Raw genomic sequence first — 13941 nt, 5'->3', positions numbered from 1 at the left:
CGTGCTGGGCGCGTTCGTCGCCAGCTACCTGGTGCTGGTGGAGCTGGCCAAGCTGCTCTTCTACAGCGAGCCGATGCACCTCGCCGGGCAGCCGCATCGCGCCCGCGGAAACGCGTTCCGCATTCGCCGCCGGGCCGCCCGCTACCACTACATCGAGCGGCGGATGCGCGGGCGGGACGGGGCTTAGTGCTCGACCTGGAGGGTCGGCAGATCCGAAAGACCCTGCTGGATTCCCCGGTCGAGCTTGTCGATCAGTGTCGTGCTGCCGGCCGGGGCCGTCTCCTGGCAGGCACAGCTGAGGGTGGTGAAGGGGCTTGGGTCGGCGTTCGCCGATGCTGCCGACCAACTTGCAGCGCCGAGAGTGAGTGCAACGCCGACCAAAAGTTTAGGAATCATTTGGCCTTCGAGTTCTCGAAATTGAATTCAGGCCAAATTTTACCGGCGCACGTGTCACGAGCCTGTCAACTAGCTGTTAACTTTCAGGCCTGGGTGCCGTACTTCGGGCAGTACGCCCGGATGCTCACCCCCACGAAGTAGCCGGCGTGGTAGCCGTCGAGGTGGCTGTTGGTCATGACGTCGTTTGCCACCTGTTGCGGGGACTCACCGGATTCGAGTTCCTGGCACACTAAATGACCGGACCGGATGGCCGTTTCGGGCGATTCGTAGTTGATGCCCTTGGCGGTCAGCGCCGCGAGGAAGGCGTCGTCGGCGGCGCTGGCGTTGGCGGTCGGGGTCGCCGCCGGCACGCCCAACAGCCCCGCCGCCGGGACAACGCCGACAGCCACCAGCAACCCCAGCAGGCCGGGGTTGCGGATCTGGGTCCTCGTCATTTCTGATACTCCCGTGACATCGAAGTGCCGTTGCTCGCTGACAGCGGGGGCTGCCCGAATAGTTGCACGTTGCGGTGTCGCACGGTGCAGGATCAATCATATTGCGACCACCGCCACACCCGGCTTTGCTCCGGCCTCGGTCCCCTCGGTGCGCTGACGGGATGCCATACGTGCGTTGGTTGGCGCTGGCCGTCGTGGCAGTGTGCTTGGCGGCCTGTGGTGTGCGGCATGTGTCGGCGGCCAGCGCGCGGGATGCTTCCGGGACATTCCGTTCCGGCGGCATGGACCGAACTTACCTGCTGCATGTGCCGCCGGGTAGCCCGGTCGGCCTGGTGCTGAGCCTGCACGGCGGCGGCGGGACCGGCAACGGCCAGCGCGGCCTGACCGGGTTCGACACGGTCGCCGACGCCCACGACCTGTTGGTGGTCTATCCCGACGGTTACGACAAGAGCTGGGCCGACGGGCGGGGGGCGTCGCCGGCGGATCGCCGGCACGTGGACGATGTCGGCTTCCTGGTGGGCTTGGTGGGCAAGCTGCAGAACGACTACGGCATCGCCCCGGGACACGTCTTCGTCACCGGAATGTCCAACGGCGGCTTCATGGCCAACCGGCTGGCGTGCGACCGCGCCGACGTGTTCGCCGCGATCGCGCCCGTGGCGGGCACCCTCGGCGTGGGCGTGGCGTGCAATCCGTCGCGGCCGGTCTCGGTGTGGGAGGCGCACGGCACCGCCGACCCGCTGGTGCCGTTCAACGGCGGTGTCGTGCGCGGCCGCGGCGGGGTGAGCCACTCCATCTCCGCCGACAGCATGGTGAACAAGTGGCGCGCCGCCGACGGGTGCCAGGGCGATCCGTCGGTGCAGGTGCTGCCGGACGTCGGCGACGGCACCGTCGTGCACCGCTTCGACTCCGCGGCGTGTGCGGCGTCGACCGAGGTGACCTTTTACCGGATCGACAGCGGCGGGCACACCTGGCCGGGCGGCAGGCAATACCTGCCGAAGGCGATCATCGGGCCCACCACCCGGGCGCTCGACGGGTCGGAAGCCATCGCGGAGTTCTTCCTGGCGCACGCGCGGGACTAGTGGCGATCGCGAGCGCGGCGTAGCCGGGCGCTGCCGGTCGCCACCATCGGCCAGCCGCGTCAGCGCTGGCAGGACGGGCACCAGTAGGTGACCCGTTCCCCCGTGCCGTCGTAGCTGATCGGGGTGCCGCAGCGCCGGCAAGCCTGCCCGGCCCGCCCGTAGACCCACAGCTGCCGGCCAGTTCGGGTGTCGCCCGTGGTGCAGCGGTTCCAGCGGAACCTGTTGAGCCACAACATGTCTCGCGCGCGGGAGACCAACCTCAGCGGGTCGGAGACCGCGCTCACCGGAGCGGTGGGCAGGTGTCCGCTGACGAAACAGAGCTCGTTGCAGTAGACATTGCCGATGCCGGCCAGCGCCCGCTGGTCGAGCAGCGCCTGGCCCAGCGGCCGGTCCGGGTCGGCCGACAGGTTGGCGGCGGCGAGCGCGGGGTCCCAGTCCTCGCCCAGCAGGTCGGGCCCCAGGTGCGCGACGGCGTCGCCGTCGCGGTCACGGTCGAGGATCTCCAGGACGCCCAGGTCCACGCCGACGGCGCGGACGGGGCCGGCTTCCAGGACGATGCGGGCGCGGTGGTCGACCCGGACCGGGCGGTCGCCGACCCGCCAGCTGCCGTCCATCTTCAGGTGCGAGTGGATGCTGGCCGGGCCCACCCGGATGAACAGGTGCTTCCCCCGGCTGAGCACCTCGTCGACCGCCTGCCCGGTGAGGTCGACGGTCGCGTAGCGCGGGACGCGGACGTCGCAGCGCGTCAGGGTGCGGCCGACCAGGTGCTGGCGTAGCAGGGCCGCGGTGTGCCAGACGGTGTCTCCTTCGGGCATGGTGACCGCAGCCTTACCGCAGCCGCAGTCCGCGCGGTGTGCGGGCGAACCCGGCCTCGGCCAGCGCATCGGCGACCGGATTCGATCCCCCGGCGGGGGTCTGCAGCGCAGGCACCCCGTCGATGCGTTCCACCAGGACCGACGCGACGCGCCGGGAGGCGACCAGGTCTGCCAGCGCCGCGGCCGCCGCGTGGTGCGCGCCCGGGTCGTCGCTGAAGGTGAGCAGTGACCGGCCGCCGCGCTCGAGGAACCAGGCCAGGTGACCGTCCACCAGGACGACGAGCGCGCCGGCCTTGCGGCCCGGCCGGGCCCCGGCCCCGTCCGCGCCGGAGGGCGGCCACGGCAGCGCGGCGCCGTACGGGTTGGCCGGGTCGGCGGCGGCCAGCACGACGGCCCGGTATTCCGGGCGCTCGGGATCGATGCCGTCGCTGTAGCTGCGCAACCGGTCGACGGTCGACGCGACGGCGAACTGGGCGCCGCCCAGCGACTCGACGAAGTACCCGCGTTGGCACCGGCCGGCTTCCTCGAAGGTGCTCAGCACCTTGTAGAGCGTGGCGAACCCGCCGGTGACGCCCTCGGCCGCAACCGCGCCCCGGGTCAGCACGCCGTGGCGGCCCAACAGCAACTCCGCCTGGTAGTGGGCGCGCACCGTGGAGTCGGGCTCGGGGACCGGCAGGGCCGACCAACGGCCCGCCACCGTCGGGTCGGCGGGGCGGGAATGCGCGTGGGCGACGCTGTAGCGGCTCAGGCGCGGCGGCCGATGCGATCGGTGCGCCGGCGCGGATCGTTTGCGGCTGCCCGCGCCGCCGAGCACGGCGCGCACCGGCGCGAACGTGTCACCGGTGACCCGGCCGGCCCAGATCAGTTCCCACAGCGCGGCTTTCAGGTCCCCCTCGGGGATCCCGCTCTGGGCCAGCTGACGGAAGAAGTACGCGCCCCCGCCGGCCAGCGTGTCGAGGATCGCGCGGTGGGCGTCGGTGAAGTCGATGTCGGCGGGTGCGGCCAACGTCAAAGGCGCGGAATCGCCGACGTGCAGCGCGACCCAGCCGTCGCCGGCCGACATCGACCCCGCGCCCGACCAGGTCACCTCGCCGGCGGCGAGCAGCTCGTCGAGCAGGGCGGGGGAGTAGTCCCGGACCCGGGGCCCCAGGATCAGCGGTTCGATCGCCGACGCCGGCAGCCGGACACCGGCCAGCTGGTCGACCACCGACATCAGCCCGTCCAGCCCGGAGTGGGCGGACGAACCGGGGGAGACCATCCCGTGCCAGGCCGGCAGGAACCGCCCGTACGCGGCGGTGCTCACCGGCTCGACCTGCGCGCGCAGCGCGGCCAGCGAGCGGCGCCGCAAGACGCGCAACACGTCGGCGTCGCACCACTGCTCGCCGCCGGTCGCGCCGGAGATCACGGATGCCTCCACGGCGACGAAATCGCCGCGTACCAGCCGGCCTTTCGAACTGGAGGGGTCGGCCAGCCGGCCCAGCACGTCGGCCGTCACCCGCAGCCCCAGCCCGAACCGGGCGGCGGCCTCGGCCGTGGTGAACGGCGTGTGGGTGCGCGCGTAGCGGCCCAGCAGCTCGCCCAGCGGGTCGGCCACCGCCTCGGTGAAGGCGGCCGGCACGCCCAGCGGAACCGGCGCCCCCACCCCGTCGCGCAGCCGCCCGATGTCCTCGACGGCCACCCACCAGCTGCGGCCGGCGAACGACACGGTCAGCACCCGGCGTGCCGCGAGCAGGCCTTCGAGCCAGCCGCCCACCTCGGAGCCGCCGGCCCGGGCGGCGATCTCCTCCTCGGTCATCGGACCCAGCAGCCGCAGCAGGTCCGCGACCCCTTCGGCGTCGCGCGCGGCCCGGTCCTGCGTCAGGTGCTGCAGCTGGCGGCCGGTCGCGGCGATGACGTCCGGGTCGAGCAGCTCACGCAGCTCGACCCGGCCCAGCAGCTCGGCCAGTAGCGTGGTGTCCAGCGACAACGCGGCGGCGCGGCGCTCGGCCAGCGGCGCGTCGCCCTCGTACATGAACGCGCCGACGTAACCGAACAGCAGCGACGCCGCGAACGGCGACGGCCGCGGCGTCTCGACCTCGAGCACCCGCACCTTGCGCTGGGCGATGCCGGCCATCAGCGCGGTCAGGGCCGGCACGTCGTAGACGTCCTGCAGGCATTCGCGGACGGTTTCCAGCACCACCGGAAAGTCGGGATATTTGCGCGCCACCTCCAGCAGCTGCGCGGCCCGCTGGCGCTGCTGCCACAGCGGCGAGCGACGCCCGGGGTGCCGGCGCGGCAACAGCAGCGCGCGGGCCGCGCACTCGCGGAACCGCGAGGCGAACAGCGCCGAGCCGCCCACCTCGGCGGTGACGATCGGGTCGATCTCCTCGGCGTCGAAGACGAAAAGGTCGGCGCCGGGCGGGTTCTCGGTGGTGTCGGACGCGAAATCGGAGAAGGTGTCCGGCAGGCGCACCACGATGCCGTCGTCGGATGCGGTGGGCTTCTCGTCCAGCCCGTAGCGCTCCCGCAGCCGCCGGCCCACCGCCAGGGCCAGCGGCCCGTTCACCCGCAGCCCGTACGGCGAATGCAGGATCACCCGCCAGTCGCCCAGCTCGTCGCGGAACCGTTCCACCAGCAGGGTGGTGTCGGTGGGGACCACCCCGGCCGCGGTGCGCTGCTCGTCCAGCAGCGCCCACATGTTGTCGGTCGCGTAGGCGTCGAAGCCCAGGCCGGCGCACCGGGCGTCGAACGCCTCGCGGTCCAGCCCGGCCAGCTCGCCGGTGAACGCGCCGAGCGCGGCGCCCAGCTCGGCCGGCCGCCCCACGCCGTCGCCGCGCCAGAACGGCAGCCGGGCCGGCTGCCCGGGCGCGGGGATCACCAGCACCCGGTCGTGGGTGATCTCGGTGATCCGCCAGCTGGTGGCGCCCAGCGAGATCACGTCCCCGGGCCGGGACTCGTACACCATCTCCTCTTCGAGTTCGCCTACCCGCGTGGGCTTTTCGGCATCCGACGCGAGGTACACGGTGAACAGCCCGCGGTCGGGGATGGCGCCTCCGGAGGTCACGGCCAGCCGCTGCGCGCCGGGCCGCGCGGTCAGCGTGCCGGTGTCGCGGTCGTAGACCAGCCGCGGACGCAACTCGGCGAACTCGGTGGACGGGTACTTGCCCGAAAGCAGGTCAAGGGTGGCCTCGTACACGCTGCGCGGCAGCGTCGCGAAGGGGGCGCTGCGGCGCACCGTGTCGAACCAGCGGTCGGCGTCCAACGGCTCGAGCGCGGCGGCCGCCACCGTCTGCTGCGCCAGGATGTCCAGCGGGTTGGCGGGCACCCGCATCGTCTCGATCTCGCCGGCGAGCATCCGCTGCACGGTCACCGCGCAGCCGATCAGGTCGGTGCGGTGCTTGGGGACCAGCACGCCCTGTGACACCTCGCCGACCTGGTGGCCGGCTCGCCCGATGCGCTGCAGGCCACTGGCCACCGACGGCGGTGCCTCCACCTGGATCACCAGATCGACCGCTCCCATGTCGATGCCCAGCTCCAGGCTCGACGTCGCCACCACCGCCTTGAGCAGCCCGCGCTTGAGGTCCTCCTCGACCAGGGCGCGCTGCTCCTTGCTGACCGAACCGTGGTGGGCGCGCGCCAGCAGCGGCTCGGCGCCGCAGGTCTGGCCGCTGCCCATGATGTGCGCGGGCGCCCCGCCGGGCACCCCGCGGTTGGCGTCCGACGCCAGTTCGATCCCGCGGCGTTCGGCGTGGATCTCGTTGAGCCGCGCGGTGAGCCGCTCGGCCAGCCGCCGCGAATTGGCGAACACGATGGTCGACCGGTGCGCCTCGATCAGGTCGACCAGCCGCGCCTCGACGTCGGGCCAGATGCTGGGGGTACCACCCGCTTGCGGGGGAGTGTGGGCCAGGTTGGCCATGTCGGGCACCGGCACCTGCACCGTCAGCTCGACGCCCTTGGGCGCCCGCGGGGCAACGATGGTCGTCGGGTGCTGCCCGGAGAGGAACCGGGCGAGCTCTTCGGGTGGGCGCACCGTCGCCGACAGGCCGATGCGCTGCGCGGGCGGGCCCTCCCGCAGATCTTGTGACAAGTCCTGGAGCCGCTCCAGCGACAGCGCCAGGTGCGCCCCGCGCTTGCCCGCGGCGATGGCGTGGATCTCGTCGACGATCACCGTCTGCACGCCGGCCAGGGTCTCGCGCGCGGCCGACGTCAGCATCAAAAACAGCGACTCCGGCGTGGTGATCAGCACGTCGGGCGGCCGCGCGATGAGCTGGCGGCGTTCGGCGGGCGGCGTGTCGCCGGAGCGGACGCCGACGCTGATGTCGGGCGGCGGCAGGCCGTGGCGCTCGGCGATGCGGGTGAGGCCCGCCAGCGGGGTGCGCAGGTTGCGCTCGACGTCGACGGCCAGGGCCTTGAGCGGTGACACGTAGAGCACGCGGGTGCCCGCCGGTCTTTCCGCCGAACCGCTGAGACCGGCCAGGGAATCCAGGGCCCACAGGAACGCGGCCAGCGTCTTGCCGGATCCGGTCGGCGCGATCACCAGCGTGTTGTCGCCGTCGGCGATGGCGTCCCAGGCCTGGGCCTGCGCGGTGGTGGGACCGGCGAACGTGCTGGTGAACCATTCGCGGGTGGTCGCGCTGAACCGGCCTAGCGGGTCACGAGTGGTCACCTGACCATGGTGCCAAGGCGCACCGACAAGCGTGCGGGCTAGCGCGGTTCGATTCGAGCCGTGGCCATGGCGTGGGACAGCTCGTCGGGAATCTCGGGCACCCGGCCGATGGCGTCGAACAGCGAGTGCGCGCAGGCGTCGGCGAGGCGGTCGGCGTTGATCGTCGGATCGATGATGCGCTGGCGGCACACCTCGAAGGTGAACGCCAGCCAGCCGTGGCAGATCACCCGCAGGTCGCGCTCGACGTCCGCCTCCAGCTTGGCGCCCGAGATCTTGGCCACGAGGTCGTGGATGCGGCTCATGATGTGTTCGAGCTGGCGGTTCTTGGCTTCGTCGTCGACGCCCAGCAGGACCGGGTCGGACCGGCCCAGGCCGACGTAGGCGGCCCACGCGGCCTCCGGGTTCTGCTCGTGGTAGGCCATGTAGGCCATGACCCCCACGCGCACCTCTTCGTACATGGTCAGGCCGGTGGCGTCGTCCATGTTGGTGGTCTCGTACAGCCGGTCGGCCTCGTCCTTGACCACCGCGGCGAAGAAGGCACGCTTGTCGGGGAAGTAGTGATACATCAGCGCCCGGGACACTCCGGCGCGCTCGGCGATCTCGTCGATCCGCACCTCGTCGTAGGGTCGCTTTCCGAAGACTTCTGCCCCCAAAGCGAGCAGCTCAGCGCGTCGATCCTCGGGGGATAACCGCCTTCGGGCTGTCGGCATGTGAGAGATAGTACTCATCAGTGCTGAGACACCAATTAGTTTGTGTCTATCCGGGCTCCACGCCCCGGGCCAGCGGTGATTCACGGTTGTAATTGACGGTGTTGTCAGCGGCGCCGCGGGTCAGCGCCTCCCGCGGGTTCGGACCTTCGCCCGCCGCCGGCCGGGATCCGGTCGTTTTACCCCTTTCTCCGATGGGTATTTGTCCCCATGCGCATACCGCTCGTGCCAGCGCGATCGGGCCCCGAACTTCGTCGGACCATTCTCCGTCGCGCGGTAACTATTGCGACACAGCAAACGATGAACACAGCAATGACGCTGGGTACAACGACGTGGGGGACCTGAGGGGTACGGATGCACAAAGCGGATGAGCGGTCGGGTGGTGATCGCTTGGGACAGGAAGACGGCGAGGTCCGCGCCGCCATCCGGTTCGCGGTGCTGGCCGCGGCCGCGGCGGTCGGCTTCCTGGTCTTGGCCGCGCTGTGGGTGAGCACCTGCCCGGGCAACGCCGTGGACACGGTGGCCTGCGGCACTCCGCAGCGGACTTTGCTGGCGCTGGGTGGACCGCTGATCCTGCTGGCGGCCGGGCTGTGGGCGTTCCTGCGCACGTACCAAGTGTGGAAGGCGCAGGGCACCTGGTGGGGATGGCACGGCGCGGGCTGGTTCTTGTTCACGCTGATGGTGCTGATGGTCGCCCTCGGCGTGGCTCCGATCGCCGGTCAGGCGCTGGCCCTCTGAGGAGGGTCTCGCCAAAAGCCTTCCGGGAGATCTACCGTTGAAGGTGCAACCCGTATTGAGCTGCGCACAAGTCACGAATTTCCACTAGGAGCAGCCATGGGAGACACCTTTCATGACCCCGTCGACCATCTGAGGACCACGCGGCCGCTTGCCGGGGAATCATTGATCGACGTGTTGCACTGGCCCGGTTACCTGCTGGTGATGGGGGGCGTGGTCGGGGCAAGCGGAAGCCTCGCGGCCTTCGGCACCGGACACCATCACGAGGGCGTGACCGCCGGCGTGCTCGCCGTCATCGCCGCCGTCCTGGGACTGGTGTGGGTGGCGATAGAACACTGGCGAATCCGCCGGCTCGCGGATCGCTGGTATGCCGAACACCCCGAGGCGCACCGGCAGCGGCCCGCCAGCTAGCGGCACGCGCACCGCGCTCCGGGTGAGTGGCGAGCCATTTTTCGGGGAAGCCGATCCGGGGGGTTACCGGCACCGTCGAGTGGGTATCAGGTGTGCACCATGATGAGTGCCGGAAGGGTTGCGTCTGCGTGGTCACCCCATGGGGGACAGGATCACAAAGACACCGACATAGATGCTTACCGCCAGAACCACCAATACGGCAATACGGCCAGCGCGATCCCGGCTGCTACCGCCATGCGTTTGAGCCGTTGCGCCCGAACCGCTTCGGTGACCTCCGGCCCTTCCATATCGCGCCGAATACCCGGCGGCACACGTGACTAATCGGCTCGAACGTACGGTCCACGGCGGTCTGCGGGGCGGTAGTAATGTCAGTCAAACGTTGCCGGGAGACCAGATGAACGATGCGGGATTGCGCACCACCAAACGTCAGCGCGGCCACCGCGCCGTCGAACTGCACGTCGCGGCACGCCTGGAAAACCTTGCGATGCTGCGGACACTGGTCGGTGCGATCGGCACCTTCGAGGACCTGGACTTCGACGCCGTCGCGGATCTGCGGCTCGCGGTCGACGAAGTGTGCACCCGGTTGATCCGCTGCGCCACCCCCGACGCCGTCCTGGTCGTGGTGGTGGACCCGCAGGACGACCAACTGGTGGTGGAGGCGTCCGCGGCGTGCGACACCCATGACGTGGTGGCGCCCGGCAGCTTCAGCTGGCACGTGCTGACGTCGCTGGCCGACGACGTCCAGACCTTCCATGATGGTCGTGAACCCAACCAAACCGGCAGTGTCTTCGGTATCACGCTGACGGCGCGACGGGCGGCCTCCAGCAGGTGACACCACCAGCTGCCGGCGGTTCGGTCTCGCGCCCGAACGAGTACGCCGATGTCCCGGACATGTTCCGCGAGTTGGCGACCGTGCCCGCCGACTCGATGGAATTCCAGCGTCAACGGGACAAGATCGTCGAGCGTTGCCTGCCTTTGGCCGACCACATCGCCCGCCGGTTCGAGGGACGCGGCGAACCGCGCGACGACCTCGTCCAGGTGGCGCGGGTGGGACTGGTTAACGCGGTGGTCCGGTTCGACGTGGAGACCGGCTCCGACTTCGTGTCATTCGCGGTGCCCACGATCATGGGCGAGGTTCGCCGGCACTTCCGCGACAACAGCTGGTCGGTCAAGGTGCCGCGGCGCCTGAAGGAATTGCACCTGCGCCTCGGCACCGCCACCGCCGATCTGTCGCAGCGGCTCGGCCGGGCGCCCACGGCAACCGAGCTCGCCGCCGAACTCGGCATGGACCGCGAGGAGGTCGTCGAGGGCCTGGTGGCGGGCAGCTCCTACAACACCCTGTCCATCGACAGCGGGGGTGGCAGCGACGAGGACGAAGCCCGCGCCATCGCCGACACCCTGGGCGACGTGGACACCGGCCTGGACCGCATCGAGGACCAGGAGTCGCTGCGCCCGCTGCTCGAGGCGCTACCGGAACGGGAACGAACGGTGTTGGTGCTCAGGTTCTTCGAGTCGATGACGCAGACCCAGATCGCCGAACGGGTCGGCATCTCCCAGATGCACGTCTCCCGGCTGCTGGCGAAGTCGCTAACGCGGCTGCGCGACCAATTGCAGTAGGGACAGGGGCTCTTCGCCTTCCGCCCGCAGCGGTTCGAGAAGCGGCTCGGCCATGGGCGTCGTCACGGGCAGGGTGCCGTCGGGGTCGCAGATGCGCAGCAGCCGGGACACCGCCTGGCTCGGCGCCATGGCCCAGTCCACCTGGGCGCCCGAGCACACGACGTTGATCCGGTGCAAGGCCGAAAAGCCTGCCGTGCCAATGAATTTCAATCCGCGAAGGTCCAGGATCACGCGCCGTGAACGGCCCGTGCTCTGGCGGACGTAAGCCGCAAGTTGGTCGGCGTTGGCGGCGTCGAGCTCACCGTCGACCGTGATCAGGGTCCCCGACGGGTCCCAGCGCGCGGTGAACTGCGCCGCGCGGCTGTGTTGCCAAGATTGGGCCACAGACATTACTGACTCCATCCATAGAGGAGGATGTGCTGCGGACCGCGTCAAGCGTCGGCTGAAGCGAAAAGTGCAGAGAGTTCATCTTCCCCGCGCCCCGTTGACCTGATCCGCACGGCTGTGAACTCAACCTGCCCCGAACGCTACCCGGGCCGGACCGGGTCGACAACTGTTTCCCGCGAATAGGGTCCGGCGGCCCTATTTGATCTCGGCGAGCACCGTGCCCTGGGTGATGGCGACGCCGGCCTCGACCGCGAGTCCGGTGATCACGCCGTCCTTGTGCGCGGTGACCGGGTTCTCCATCTTCATCGCCTCCAGGACCACCACCAGCTCGCCGACGACGACTTCCTGCCCCTCCTCGACCGCGACCTTGACCACGGTGCCCTGCATGGGCGCGGTCACAGCGTCACCGGAGGCGGCGGCGCCGCCGTGCGCCCCACGCTTGCGCGGCTTGGGCTTCTTGCGGACGACACCGGCCGGGTCGGCAGAACCATTAGCCAGCGCCAGGTCACCGGGCAGTGAGACCTCCAAGCGGCGGCCGCCGACCTCCACAACCACCTTCTGACGCGGCCGGGCGTCCTCCTCGTCCAGGGGCTCGCCACCGGTGAAGGGCTCGATCGTGTTGTTCCACTCGGTCTCGATCCAGCGCGTGTGCACCGAGAACCTCTCGCCGTCGCCGATGAAGGCGGGGTCGGACACCACGGCGCGGTGGAACGGGATGACGGTGGCCAGCCCTTCGACGTGGAATTCAGAAAGGGCGCGCCGCGCGCGGGCCAGGGCCTCTTCGCGGGTGGCGCCGTGGACGATGAGCTTGGCCAGCATCGAGTCGAACTGGCCGCCGATCACCGAGCCGGCCTCGACGCCGGAGTCCAGCCGTACGCCGGGCCCGCTGGGGGTGTCGTAGCGGGTGACCGGGCCGGGCGCGGGCAGGAAGCCGCGGCCGGCGTCCTCTCCGTTGATCCGGAACTCGATGGCGTGACCGCGCGGCGTGGGGTCCTCGGTGAGGTCCAGCTTTTCCCCGTTGGCGATCTTGAACTGCTGCAACACCAGGTCGATGCCTGCGGTCTCCTCGGTGACCGGGTGCTCGACCTGCAGGCGGGTGTTGACCTCCAGGAACGAGATCAAGCCGTCCTGGCCGACCAGGTACTCGACCGTCCCGGCGCCGTAGTAGTGCGCCTCCTTGCAAATGCGCTTGGCCGACTCGTGGATCTCCTTGCGCTGTGCGTCGGTGAGGAACGGCGCGGGCGCCTCCTCGACCAGCTTCTGGAAGCGGCGCTGCAGCGAGCAGTCACGGGTGCCGGCCACGATGACGTTGCCGTGCTGGTCGGCGATCACCTGCGCCTCGACGTGGCGCGGCTTGTCCAGGTAACGCTCCACGAAGCACTCGCCGCGGCCGAAGGCGGCGACGGCTTCGCGGACCGCCGACTCGTACAGGTGCGGGATCTCTTCGATGGTGCGCGCGACCTTCATGCCGCGGCCGCCGCCGCCGAAGGCCGCCTTGATGGCGATCGGCACGCCGTACTCCTCGGCGAAGGCGACCACCTCGTCGGCGTCCTTGACGGGGTCGGGGGTGCCGGGCACCAGGGGAGCCTGGGCGCGGGCGGCGATGTGGCGGGCGGTGACCTTGTCACCGAGGTCGCGGATCGACTGCGGGCTGGGACCGATCCAGATCAGCCCGGCGTCGATGACCGCCTGCGCGAAATCGGCGTTCTCCGAGAGGAAGCCGTAGCCGGGGTGCACGGCGTTGGCGCCCGACTTGGCCGCCGCGTCGAGCAGCTTGCCGAAGTCGAGGTAGGACTCCGCGGAGGTCTGGCCGCCCAGGGCGAACGCCTCGTCGGCGAGGCGCACGTGCGGCGCGTCGGCGTCGGGCTCGGCGTACACCGCCACGCTGGACAGGCCCGCGTCGCGGGCCGCCCGGATCACCCGGACAGCGATCTCGCCGCGGTTGGCGACAAGCACTTTGGAGATCCTCGAGCTGGCGTGACTAGCCACTGCGCCTCCTGTTTGGCATATCTCAAGCGGACGTGTTTTCCGCCGTGGGCTTCTTTAAGAGAGTTTCTTACAACTCCCGGGAAGTCTAAGCGCCGCGCCGTCAGGCCGATCAGGCGGTGCCGGTATTTTGACCGGACTCGCGCAGCCGCCGCTTGATGCGGGCGAGCATCGCCGACATGCCGCGCAACCGCAACGGGCTGATCAGAGCGGCCAACCCGAGGTCGGTGTAGAAGTCCTCGGGGACCGCCAGAATGTCGGCCGCGGGCTGCTCGTCGAGACCGGCGGCCAGGATCGCGGCGAACCCTCGGGTGGTCGGCGCCTCGGCGGGCGCGCTGAAATGCAACCGCACCCGGTTCGGGTCGCTGGCGTCGACGTGGAGGAACAGCGGCGTCTGGCACTCGGGCACCGGCTCCATGGCCCGCTCCTCCAATTCGGCGGGCAGGGCGGGCAGTTCGTTCGCGAATTCCAGCAGCAGCGCCAGCTTGTCCTGGCCCTCGACCTCGGCGAAGTCGGACACCACCTCAGCCAGCGGGGCGGGCAGGGTCATCGGGCGGGAACATCCCCCGGCGCCTGTCCCGGCTCTTCGCCCCCGACGATCGGCGTGCGCACGGTGTTGCCCCACTCCGTCCACGATCCGTCGTAGTTGCGCACCCCGGGCTTGCCCAGCAGGTAGGTGAGCACGAACCAGGTGTGGCTGGACCGCTCACCGATGCGGCAGTACACGAC

General features: G+C 70.4%; 14 protein-coding genes. 6 read left to right on the top strand and 8 right to left on the bottom strand.

Annotated features, from left to right (window positions below):
- The coding region (locus A9X04_RS30805; protein WP_197509047.1) for a hypothetical protein at nucleotides 1-187 on the top strand (187 nt) is incomplete at its 5' end.
- A gap of 292 nt (nucleotides 188-479) precedes the next feature.
- On the opposite strand, the gene A9X04_RS04590 is transcribed toward A9X04_RS30805, so the two are convergent.
- Entirely contained in the window at nucleotides 480-830 is a 351-nt protein-coding gene (locus tag A9X04_RS04590) for a DUF732 domain-containing protein (RefSeq protein WP_067918180.1), read from the bottom strand.
- Between the two features lie 161 nt (nucleotides 831-991).
- Between A9X04_RS04590 and A9X04_RS04585 the strand changes: the two genes are divergently transcribed.
- Nucleotides 992-1909, top strand: a complete 918-nt coding sequence (locus tag A9X04_RS04585; protein ID WP_067918178.1) for a PHB depolymerase family esterase — start codon at nucleotides 992-994, stop codon at nucleotides 1907-1909.
- A 59-nt stretch (nucleotides 1910-1968) separates the two neighbouring features.
- Here the strand turns inward: A9X04_RS04585 and nei2 are convergent, their stop codons facing one another.
- The 3 genes from nei2 to A9X04_RS04570 are packed head-to-tail and all read right to left on the bottom strand — an operon-like array spanning nucleotide 1969 to nucleotide 8079.
- On the bottom strand, nucleotides 1969-2724 hold the full coding sequence (gene nei2 / locus A9X04_RS04580; protein ID WP_067918187.1) for an endonuclease VIII Nei2: 756 nt from the start codon (nucleotides 2722-2724) through the stop codon (nucleotides 1969-1971).
- A gap of 13 nt (nucleotides 2725-2737) precedes the next feature.
- Nucleotides 2738-7369 (bottom strand): ATP-dependent helicase, encoded by a 4632-nt coding sequence (locus A9X04_RS04575; protein WP_067918176.1) that lies wholly within the window; start codon nucleotides 7367-7369, stop codon nucleotides 2738-2740.
- A gap of 38 nt (nucleotides 7370-7407) precedes the next feature.
- Nucleotides 7408-8079: a TetR/AcrR family transcriptional regulator gene (locus A9X04_RS04570; protein ID WP_067918174.1), complete on the bottom strand. Its 672-nt coding sequence runs from the start codon at nucleotides 8077-8079 to the stop codon at nucleotides 7408-7410.
- Nucleotides 8080-8430: 351 nt separating this feature from the next.
- Here A9X04_RS04570 and A9X04_RS04565 point away from each other — a divergent pair, with 351 nt between their 5' ends.
- The 4 genes from A9X04_RS04565 to A9X04_RS04550 all read left to right on the top strand — a co-directional run bounded on the left by A9X04_RS04565 (nucleotide 8431) and on the right by A9X04_RS04550 (nucleotide 10839).
- Nucleotides 8431-8814, top strand: coding sequence for a hypothetical protein (locus A9X04_RS04565; protein ID WP_067918169.1), 384 nt, complete (start codon nucleotides 8431-8433; stop codon nucleotides 8812-8814).
- Between the two features lie 96 nt (nucleotides 8815-8910).
- A complete protein-coding gene (gene usfY, locus A9X04_RS04560) occupies nucleotides 8911-9222 on the top strand; it encodes a protein UsfY (protein WP_067918167.1) in 312 nt (103 codons plus the stop codon).
- A 394-nt stretch (nucleotides 9223-9616) separates the two neighbouring features.
- Nucleotides 9617-10054 (top strand): ATP-binding protein, encoded by a 438-nt coding sequence (locus tag A9X04_RS04555; protein ID WP_067918165.1) that lies wholly within the window; start codon nucleotides 9617-9619, stop codon nucleotides 10052-10054.
- Nucleotides 10051-10839: an RNA polymerase sigma factor SigF gene (locus A9X04_RS04550; RefSeq protein WP_067918163.1), complete on the top strand. Its 789-nt coding sequence runs from the start codon at nucleotides 10051-10053 to the stop codon at nucleotides 10837-10839. Before A9X04_RS04555 ends, A9X04_RS04550 begins: the two co-directional genes overlap by 4 nt.
- Here the strand turns inward: A9X04_RS04550 and A9X04_RS04545 are convergent.
- The 4 genes from A9X04_RS04545 to A9X04_RS04530 form a co-directional block, all read right to left on the bottom strand.
- The gene (locus A9X04_RS04545) at nucleotides 10810-11241 is read right to left on the bottom strand and encodes an STAS domain-containing protein (protein WP_067918161.1); all 432 of its coding nucleotides are present in this window, start codon (nucleotides 11239-11241) and stop codon (nucleotides 10810-10812) included. The two genes, A9X04_RS04550 and A9X04_RS04545, sit on opposite strands and share 30 nt — an antisense overlap.
- A 180-nt stretch (nucleotides 11242-11421) precedes the next feature.
- The gene (locus tag A9X04_RS04540; protein ID WP_067918158.1) at nucleotides 11422-13215 is read right to left on the bottom strand and encodes an acetyl/propionyl/methylcrotonyl-CoA carboxylase subunit alpha; all 1794 of its coding nucleotides are present in this window, start codon (nucleotides 13213-13215) and stop codon (nucleotides 11422-11424) included.
- Nucleotides 13216-13324: 109 nt separating this feature from the next.
- Nucleotides 13325-13762, bottom strand: coding sequence for a SufE family protein (locus A9X04_RS04535; RefSeq protein ID WP_067918156.1), 438 nt, complete (start codon nucleotides 13760-13762; stop codon nucleotides 13325-13327).
- The coding region (locus A9X04_RS04530; protein ID WP_255396475.1) for a rhodanese-like domain-containing protein at nucleotides 13759-13941 on the bottom strand (183 nt) is incomplete at its 5' end. The genes A9X04_RS04535 and A9X04_RS04530, both read right to left, overlap by 4 nt.

Source organism: Mycobacterium sp. E3247, from assembly GCF_001667785.1.
Lineage (GTDB): Bacteria > Actinomycetota > Actinomycetes > Mycobacteriales > Mycobacteriaceae > Mycobacterium.
The sequence above is the reverse complement of the archived record's forward strand: the minus strand, read 5'-3'. Positions and strand labels throughout refer to the sequence as shown.

Excerpts from the sequence above, each read along its gene's own strand:
- A9X04_RS04590 (WP_067918180.1), bottom strand. The coding sequence starts at position 830 with ATGACGAGGACCCAGATCCGCAACCCCGGCCTGCTGGGGTTGCTGGTG.
- A9X04_RS04585 (WP_067918178.1), top strand. The coding sequence starts at position 992 with ATGCCATACGTGCGTTGGTTGGCGCTGGCCGTCGTGGCAGTGTGCTTG.
- nei2 (WP_067918187.1), bottom strand. The coding sequence starts at position 2,724 with ATGCCCGAAGGAGACACCGTCTGGCACACCGCGGCCCTGCTACGCCAG.
- A9X04_RS04570 (WP_067918174.1), bottom strand. The coding sequence starts at position 8,079 with ATGCCGACAGCCCGAAGGCGGTTATCCCCCGAGGATCGACGCGCTGAG.
- A9X04_RS04565 (WP_067918169.1), top strand. The coding sequence starts at position 8,431 with ATGCACAAAGCGGATGAGCGGTCGGGTGGTGATCGCTTGGGACAGGAA.
- usfY (WP_067918167.1), top strand. The coding sequence starts at position 8,911 with ATGGGAGACACCTTTCATGACCCCGTCGACCATCTGAGGACCACGCGG.
- A9X04_RS04555 (WP_067918165.1), top strand. The coding sequence starts at position 9,617 with ATGAACGATGCGGGATTGCGCACCACCAAACGTCAGCGCGGCCACCGC.
- A9X04_RS04545 (WP_067918161.1), bottom strand. The coding sequence starts at position 11,241 with ATGGAGTCAGTAATGTCTGTGGCCCAATCTTGGCAACACAGCCGCGCG.
- A9X04_RS04535 (WP_067918156.1), bottom strand. The coding sequence starts at position 13,762 with ATGACCCTGCCCGCCCCGCTGGCTGAGGTGGTGTCCGACTTCGCCGAG.